Below are 6,330 nucleotides of genomic sequence, written 5' to 3' on the forward strand. Positions count from 1 at the left end.
GGGCAGGGTAACGCAAAACCCCGCCCTTTCCAACCGGGCGGGCCTAGCGCGTCGGCACCGGGGTTTCGCCGCGATAGTCGTAAAAGCCCCGGCCGGTCTTGCGCCCGAGCCATCCGGCCTCGACATATTTCGTCAGCAGCGGGCAGGGCCGGTATTTCGTGTCGGCCAGCCCGTCATAAAGCACGTTCATGATCGCCAGACAGGTGTCCAGCCCGATGAAATCGGCCAGTTCCAGCGGCCCCATCGGATGGTTCGCGCCGAGCTTCATCGCCATGTCGATCGACTGCACGTTGCCCACGCCTTCGTAAAGCGTATAGACCGCCTCGTTGATCATCGGGATCAGGATGCGGTTGACGATGAAGGCCGGGAAATCCTCGGCCGAGGCGGGGGTCTTGCCCAGCCGTTCGATCACGCCCAGAAGCGTGCGGTAGGTTTCCTCGCCCGTCGCGATGCCGCGGATCAGCTCGACCAGCTGCATCACCGGCACCGGGTTCATGAAATGCACGCCGATGAATTTTTCCGGCCGGTCCGTGCGCGAGGCCAGACGAGTGATCGAGATCGACGAGGTGTTGGTCGCCAGAATCGTTTCCGGCTTCAGATGCGGCAGCAGGCTGTCGAAGATCGCCTGCTTGACGGTTTCGCGTTCCGTCGCCGCCTCGATGATCAGGTCGGTCTGGCCCAGATCGGCAATCGTCAGCGTCGTGCGGATCCGCCCCAGCGCCGCCGCGCGTTCCTCGGCCGAGATCTTGCCCCGGTGCAGCTGCCGGTCCAGATTCTTGCCGATCATCCCGAGCGCCCGGTCCAGGCTTTCGGGGGCCACGTCGTTGAGCAGCACGTCATAGCCCGACAGGGCAAAGACATGGGCGATGCCGTTGCCCATCTGTCCGGCGCCCACGACACCCACGGTCAAGATCGTCATTTCTGGTCCTTCTTTCGACTTCGAGCAAGTCTAAGCCTGGTGCTGCACCGCGGCAAGCGCGAATGCCCCGGAGGCCGACATAACCTGATTGTGTCAATTTTCTCTTTAGCTCTTTGGCAAGGCTTTCCGGTCCATTCTTCCTGTGGGTGAGTCGAAATACACAAGGTGGGATGAATGGCTTTCGAATACACGGGCAGCGGTGCCCTTGATTATTTTCCATGCCGCTATGGCAAGTCCAAGCTGCTGTTCCGGGGTCCCCGGCGTGATCTGACCCGGCCTTTCGTCGCGGCGATGGGGGGCAGCGAGACCTATGGCAAATTCGTCGCCGAGCCCTGGCCGATGCTGCTGGAAGACCGGCTGGAATTTCCGGTGGTGAATTTCGGCTATCTGAATGCCGGGATCGACGTGTTCCACAGCGAGCCGCAGCTGCCCGAGGCGACGAAATCGACCACGCTTTCGATCATCCAGCTGCTGGGCGCGCCGAACATGTCGAACCGCTTCTATGCGGTGCATCCGCGCCGCAACGACCGGTTCCTGCGTGCCTCGAACCTGATGCGGGCGGTGTTCAACGATGTCGATTTCACCGAATTCAACTTCACCCGCCACATGCTGAGCACGCTGCAGGCCTATGCGCCGGACCGGTTCGACACGCTGGTGACCGAGTTGCGCGTGGCCTGGGTGGCACGGATGCGCGGGCTTCTGGAGCGGGTGCCGGGGCCGAAGCTCTTGTTGTGGCTGGGCGATTACCGCGATCCGCTGAGTTCCGATCCGCTGGGCGCAGAGCCGCTTCTGGTGACCCAGGCGATGGTGGATGAAATCGCGCCGCTGGCGCAGGGGCTGGTCAAGGTGCAACCTTCGACGACCTCGCGCTCCACCGGCACGGTGGGGATGCATTTCGGCCCGATGGAAGAACCGGCGGCGCAGACGATGCCGGGGCCGCTGGTGCATCAGGAAATCGCCGAGGCCTTGGCGCCCGTGGTGCGGAAGTTCCTGTAACCCTGCCCTGCGGCAAGGAAAAAGCCCCGCCAGTGGCGGGGCTTTCTGTTGCGTGATCGCCCGGATCAGAGCTTCTCGGCCAGTTCCGGCACGGCGGTGAAGAGATCGGCGACCAGACCGAAATCGGCGACCTGGAAGATCGGCGCCTCTTCATCCTTGTTGATCGCGACGATGATTTTCGAATCCTTCATCCCGGCCAGGTGCTGGATCGCGCCCGAGATGCCGACGGCGACATAAAGCTCGGGGGCGACGACCTTGCCGGTCTGACCCACCTGCCAGTCGTTCGGCGCAAAGCCGCTGTCGACCGCCGCGCGCGAGGCGCCCACAGCCGCGCCGAACTTGTCGGCCAGCTTCTCGATCAGCGCGAAATCGGCCTGGCTGCCGACGCCGCGACCGCCCGAGACGACGATCTTCGCCGAGGTCAGCTCCGGACGGTCCGAGGCCGCGACCTTGTCTTCGACCCAAGCCGAAAGGCCCGAAGCGGTTTCGCCCGAGATCGTCTCGACCGCGGCCGCGCCGGTGGCGGCAACCGCGCCAAAGGTCGCGGTGCGGACGGTGAAGACCTTGATCTTGTCCGACGATTTCACCGTCTGGATCGCGTTGCCCGCATAGATCGGACGCTCGAACGTCTCGGCGTCGATCACGGCGGTGATGTCGGTGATCATCATCACGTCCAGAAGCGCGGCGACGCGCGGCAGCACGTTCTTCGCCGCGGCGGTCGAGGCGGCGGCAACATGGGCATAGCCCGGGGCCAGACCGACGATCAGCGCGGCGGTGGCTTCGGCCAGGCCGTGGCTGTAGTCATTGGCGCCCGCCAGCAGCACTTTCGACACGCCGTCCAGCTTCGCGGCCTCGGCGGCGGCAGCTTCGGCACCGGCGCCAGCCACCAGAACGTGGACTTCGCCCAGAGCTTTCACTGCCGAGAGGGTTTTCGCAACGGAATCGGTGGCCAGTTGACCGCCGTTCACATCAGCAAGCAGAAGAACAGCCATCAGATCACCCCCGCGTCCTTGAGTTTGCCGATCAGCTCGTCGACCGAGCCGACCTTGATCCCGGCGGCACGGCCTGCCGGTTCCGCGGTCTTCACCACGGTCAGGCGCGGCGTGACATCGACGCCGTAATCGGCGGCGGTCTTCTCGGCCAGCTCTTTCTTCTTCGCCTTCATGATGTTGGGCAGCGAGGCATAGCGCGGCTCGTTCAGGCGCAGATCGGCGGTGATCACGGCCGGAAGCTTGACCTCGATCGTCTGCAGACCGCCGTCGACTTCGCGCGTCACCTTGGCGGCATCGCCCGCGATCTCGACCGCCGAAGCAAAGGACGCCTGCGCCCAGCCCAGCAGCGCCGCGACCATCTGGCCGGTCGCGTTCATGTCATTGTCGATCGCCTGCTTGCCGGTGATGATCAGGCCCGGCTGTTCCTCGGCGGCGACCTTGGCGATGATCTTCGCCACGGCCAAGGGCTCGATGTCGGTATGCACGTCCTCGGCGGCGACGACCAGGATGGCGCGGTCCGCCCCCATCGCCAGCGCCGTGCGCAGGGTTTCCTGCGCCTGTTTCACGCCCACGGACACGACGACGATCTCGGTCGCAGCACCTTTTTCCTTCAGCCGGATCGCCTCTTCGACGGCGATCTCGTCGAAGGGGTTCATCGACATTTTCACGTTCGCAAGATCGACCCCGCTGCCATCCGCCTTCACACGGACTTTCACGTTGTAGTCGATCACGCGCTTCACAGGCACGAGGACCTTCATCGGCGGTGTCTCCCTAGGTTTCGAAGGCGCCCCCGGGGGGGCGGATTCTTGCATCGGAAATTTTGTTACAATGCGACCGCAGCAAAAGACAGATGAAAAACGACGCCGGATGGTGTCGCTACGTCACGTCGCGAAGACAGTTGGGCGAAATCGACTCAGGCCTTGGAAAACATCCAGTCCTGCGCCCGCAGCGGCAGAATCCGTCGCGCGATGGCGGCCAGCCAGGTCGCCTTGGTCACATAGTAATGCGACTTCGGTTTCGGGTCGGTCAGGGCACGCAGGATCTGCTCCGTCACCGCCGAACAGGGCAGCTCGAACATGTCGGGCTTGCCCGAGGGGGAGTAGAGGCGCTTGAGCAGCGAGGTCTCGTACTGCTCGCGCCGGGCCGAGGCCTTCCAGTCGATCCATTTCTCGAAATGCGGGATCGAGTTGACCCGGATCTTTGTCGGGATCGGGCCGGGGTTCAGCGTGATGATATGGATGCCCGTATCGCGCATCTCGCGGCGCATCACCTCGGTCAGGCCTTCAAGCGCGAATTTGGTCGCCACATAGGCGCCGCGCCAGCGGATGCCGACAAGGCCAAGAACCGAGGAACATTGGATGATCCGGCCCTCGCCATTCTCGCCGTAAGCCCGCATCACCCTGATCGCGCGGATGGTCAGGTCATGCAGGCCGAAGAGGTTGGTTTCGAAGATCTCGCGCAAAGCGCCCGGGGGCAGATCCTCGGCGGCGCCGGGGCAGCCATAGGCGGCATTGTTGTAAAGCGCGTCCAGCCGCCCGTTCGCCCGCGCCAGGGCCTCGTTGAAACCGGCCTCGATCGAGGCGGGATCGGAGAGATCGAGCGGAAAGGAGATCAGCCCCTCGGACCGCAGCCGGGCGCAGTCTTCCTCGCGACGGCAGGTGGCCAGCACCTTCCAGCCCGCCTTCTGCAGCCCATGCGCCGCATCGTAACCGATGCCCGAAGAGCAGCCGGTGATCAGGATCGTCTTCGCCATCGTCATCCCCCGTGTTTCGTTCCAGATAGGCCAAGCCCCGGTGCGGGACAACGGTTTTGGCCGGTGTTTCTGCTGGACCGGGCGCCGGTCCCGAATTACACCGCGACCATGAGCAGCGACGACGAAACCCCGACTTCCGCAACCCATGCCGAACCGCTTTCGCGGGCGATCGGCGAGCGTTACCTGACCTATGCGCTCTCGACGATCATGCACCGGGCGCTGCCCGATGCGCGCGACGGGCTGAAGCCGGTGCACCGGCGCATCCTTTTTGCGATGCGGGAACTCAAGCTGAGCTCGACCGGCGGGTTTCGGAAATCGGCAAAGATTTCGGGCGACGTGATGGGGAACTATCACCCGCATGGCGACGCCGCGATCTATGATGCGATGGCGCGGCTCGCGCAGGATTTCGCCATGCGCTACCCGCTGGTGGACGGGCAGGGCAACTACGGCAACATCGACGGCGACGGCCCGGCCGCAAGCCGCTATACCGAGGCGCGTCTGGCCTCTCCGGCCGAAGCTTTGCTGGAAGGTCTGGCCGAGGATTCGGTCGATTTCCGCCCGAACTATGACGGCACGCTGACCGAGCCGGTCGTCCTGCCCGCTGCCTTCCCGAACCTGCTGGCCAATGGCGCCTCGGGCATTGCCGTCGGCATGGCGACGAACGTGCCGCCGCACAACCTCGATGAGCTGGTCGATGGCTGTCTGGCGATGATCGCCGATCCGGCGATCGAGGAGGCCCGGCTGGTCGATCTGATTCCCGGGCCGGATTTCCCGACCGGCGGGGTGATTGTGGAGCCCAAGGCGAATATCCTTGAGGCCTATCGCACCGGGCGCGGGGCGTTCCGGCTGCGGGCGCGCTGGGCGCTGGAGGATCTGGGGCGGGGGCAATGGCAGATCGTCGTCACCGAGATCCCCTATCAGGTGCAAAAGGCGAAGCTGATCGAGCGGCTGGCCGAGCTGATCGAGACGAAGAAGGTCCCGGCGCTGGCCGATGTGCGCGATGAAAGCGCCGAGGATGTGCGGATCGTGCTGGAGCCCCGGGCGCGGACGGTGGAACCGGCGCAGCTGATGGGGATGCTGTTTCGCAACTCGGAACTTGAGGTGCGGTTCAGTCTGAACATGAACGTGCTGATCGACGGGCGGGTGCCCAAGGTCTGCTCGCTGAAGGAAGTGCTGCGGGCCTTTCTGGACCATCGCCGCGAGGTGCTGTGTCGCCGCTCCCGCCACCGGCTGGAGAAGATCGCGAACCGCCTTGAAGTGCTCGAAGGCTATATCATTGCTTTCCTGAACCTCGATCGGGTGATCGAGATCATCCGCACCGAGGACGACCCGAAAGCCGCCCTGATGGCCGAGAACTGGGCGGCCGAGGCGGGCGCGGTGGTGCATCTGACCGAGGTGCAGGCCGAGGCGATCCTGAACATGCGGCTGCGTTCTTTGCGGCGGCTTGAGGAAATGGAACTGCGCGCCGAACGCGATGACCTGCTGAAGGAACGCGCGGGGCTGGAGGCGCTTCTGGCGTCCGAGGTCGCGCAATGGGCGCAGATTTCCTCGGAACTGGAAGACCTGCGCAAGACCTGGGGCAAGGCGACGAAAATCGGCGCGCGGCGGACCGATTTCGCCGAGGCGGGCGAGGTCGAGGAAGTGCCGATCGAGGCGATGATCGAGCGCGA

Annotated in this window: 6 protein-coding genes (1 of these 6 only partly in view); 2 read left to right on the top strand and 4 right to left on the bottom strand. The window is 64.5% G+C overall.

The features are described from left to right. Positions 1-43: 43 nt before the first annotated feature. Positions 44-919, bottom strand: coding sequence for a 3-hydroxybutyryl-CoA dehydrogenase (locus RCAP_RS00710; RefSeq protein ID WP_013065888.1), 876 nt, complete (start codon positions 917-919; stop codon positions 44-46). A 174-nt stretch (positions 920-1,093) separates the two neighbouring features. Between RCAP_RS00710 and RCAP_RS00715 the strand changes: the two genes are divergently transcribed. After that, complete coding sequence (locus tag RCAP_RS00715) at positions 1,094-1,915, top strand: DUF6473 family protein (protein ID WP_013065889.1); 822 nt, start codon at positions 1,094-1,096, stop codon at positions 1,913-1,915. A 65-nt stretch (positions 1,916-1,980) separates the two neighbouring features. On the opposite strand, the gene RCAP_RS00720 is transcribed toward RCAP_RS00715, so the two are convergent. From RCAP_RS00720 to RCAP_RS00730, 3 genes are all read right to left on the bottom strand, one after another. After that, positions 1,981-2,907 carry an electron transfer flavoprotein subunit alpha/FixB family protein gene (locus RCAP_RS00720; protein ID WP_013065890.1) on the bottom strand — a complete coding sequence of 309 codons (927 nt, stop codon included), beginning with the start codon at positions 2,905-2,907 and terminating at the stop codon, positions 1,981-1,983. After that, positions 2,907-3,665, bottom strand: coding sequence for an electron transfer flavoprotein subunit beta/FixA family protein (locus tag RCAP_RS00725; RefSeq protein ID WP_013065891.1), 759 nt, complete (start codon positions 3,663-3,665; stop codon positions 2,907-2,909). Before RCAP_RS00725 ends, RCAP_RS00720 begins: the two co-directional genes overlap by 1 nt. Before the next feature lie 155 nt (positions 3,666-3,820). Continuing rightward, positions 3,821-4,660 (bottom strand): SDR family NAD(P)-dependent oxidoreductase, encoded by an 840-nt coding sequence (locus RCAP_RS00730; RefSeq protein WP_013065892.1) that lies wholly within the window; start codon positions 4,658-4,660, stop codon positions 3,821-3,823. Positions 4,661-4,768: 108 nt separating this feature from the next. Between RCAP_RS00730 and parC the strand changes: the two genes are divergently transcribed. Continuing rightward, positions 4,769-6,330, top strand: partial view of a DNA topoisomerase IV subunit A gene (parC, locus tag RCAP_RS00735; RefSeq protein WP_031320742.1) — the 5' portion only. The gene runs 697 nt beyond the window's last position; only the first 1,562 of its 2,259 coding nucleotides appear in the window; it begins with the start codon at positions 4,769-4,771; its stop codon lies beyond the right edge, outside the window.

Origin of the sequence: Rhodobacter capsulatus SB 1003 (assembly GCF_000021865.1) — a bacterium.
Lineage (GTDB): Bacteria > Pseudomonadota > Alphaproteobacteria > Rhodobacterales > Rhodobacteraceae > Rhodobacter > Rhodobacter capsulatus_B.

Excerpts from the sequence above, each read along its gene's own strand:
- RCAP_RS00710 (WP_013065888.1), bottom strand. The coding sequence starts at position 919 with ATGACGATCTTGACCGTGGGTGTCGTGGGCGCCGGACAGATGGGCAAC.
- RCAP_RS00715 (WP_013065889.1), top strand. The coding sequence starts at position 1,094 with ATGGCTTTCGAATACACGGGCAGCGGTGCCCTTGATTATTTTCCATGC.
- RCAP_RS00720 (WP_013065890.1), bottom strand. The coding sequence starts at position 2,907 with ATGGCTGTTCTTCTGCTTGCTGATGTGAACGGCGGTCAACTGGCCACC.
- RCAP_RS00725 (WP_013065891.1), bottom strand. The coding sequence starts at position 3,665 with ATGAAGGTCCTCGTGCCTGTGAAGCGCGTGATCGACTACAACGTGAAA.
- RCAP_RS00730 (WP_013065892.1), bottom strand. The coding sequence starts at position 4,660 with ATGGCGAAGACGATCCTGATCACCGGCTGCTCTTCGGGCATCGGTTAC.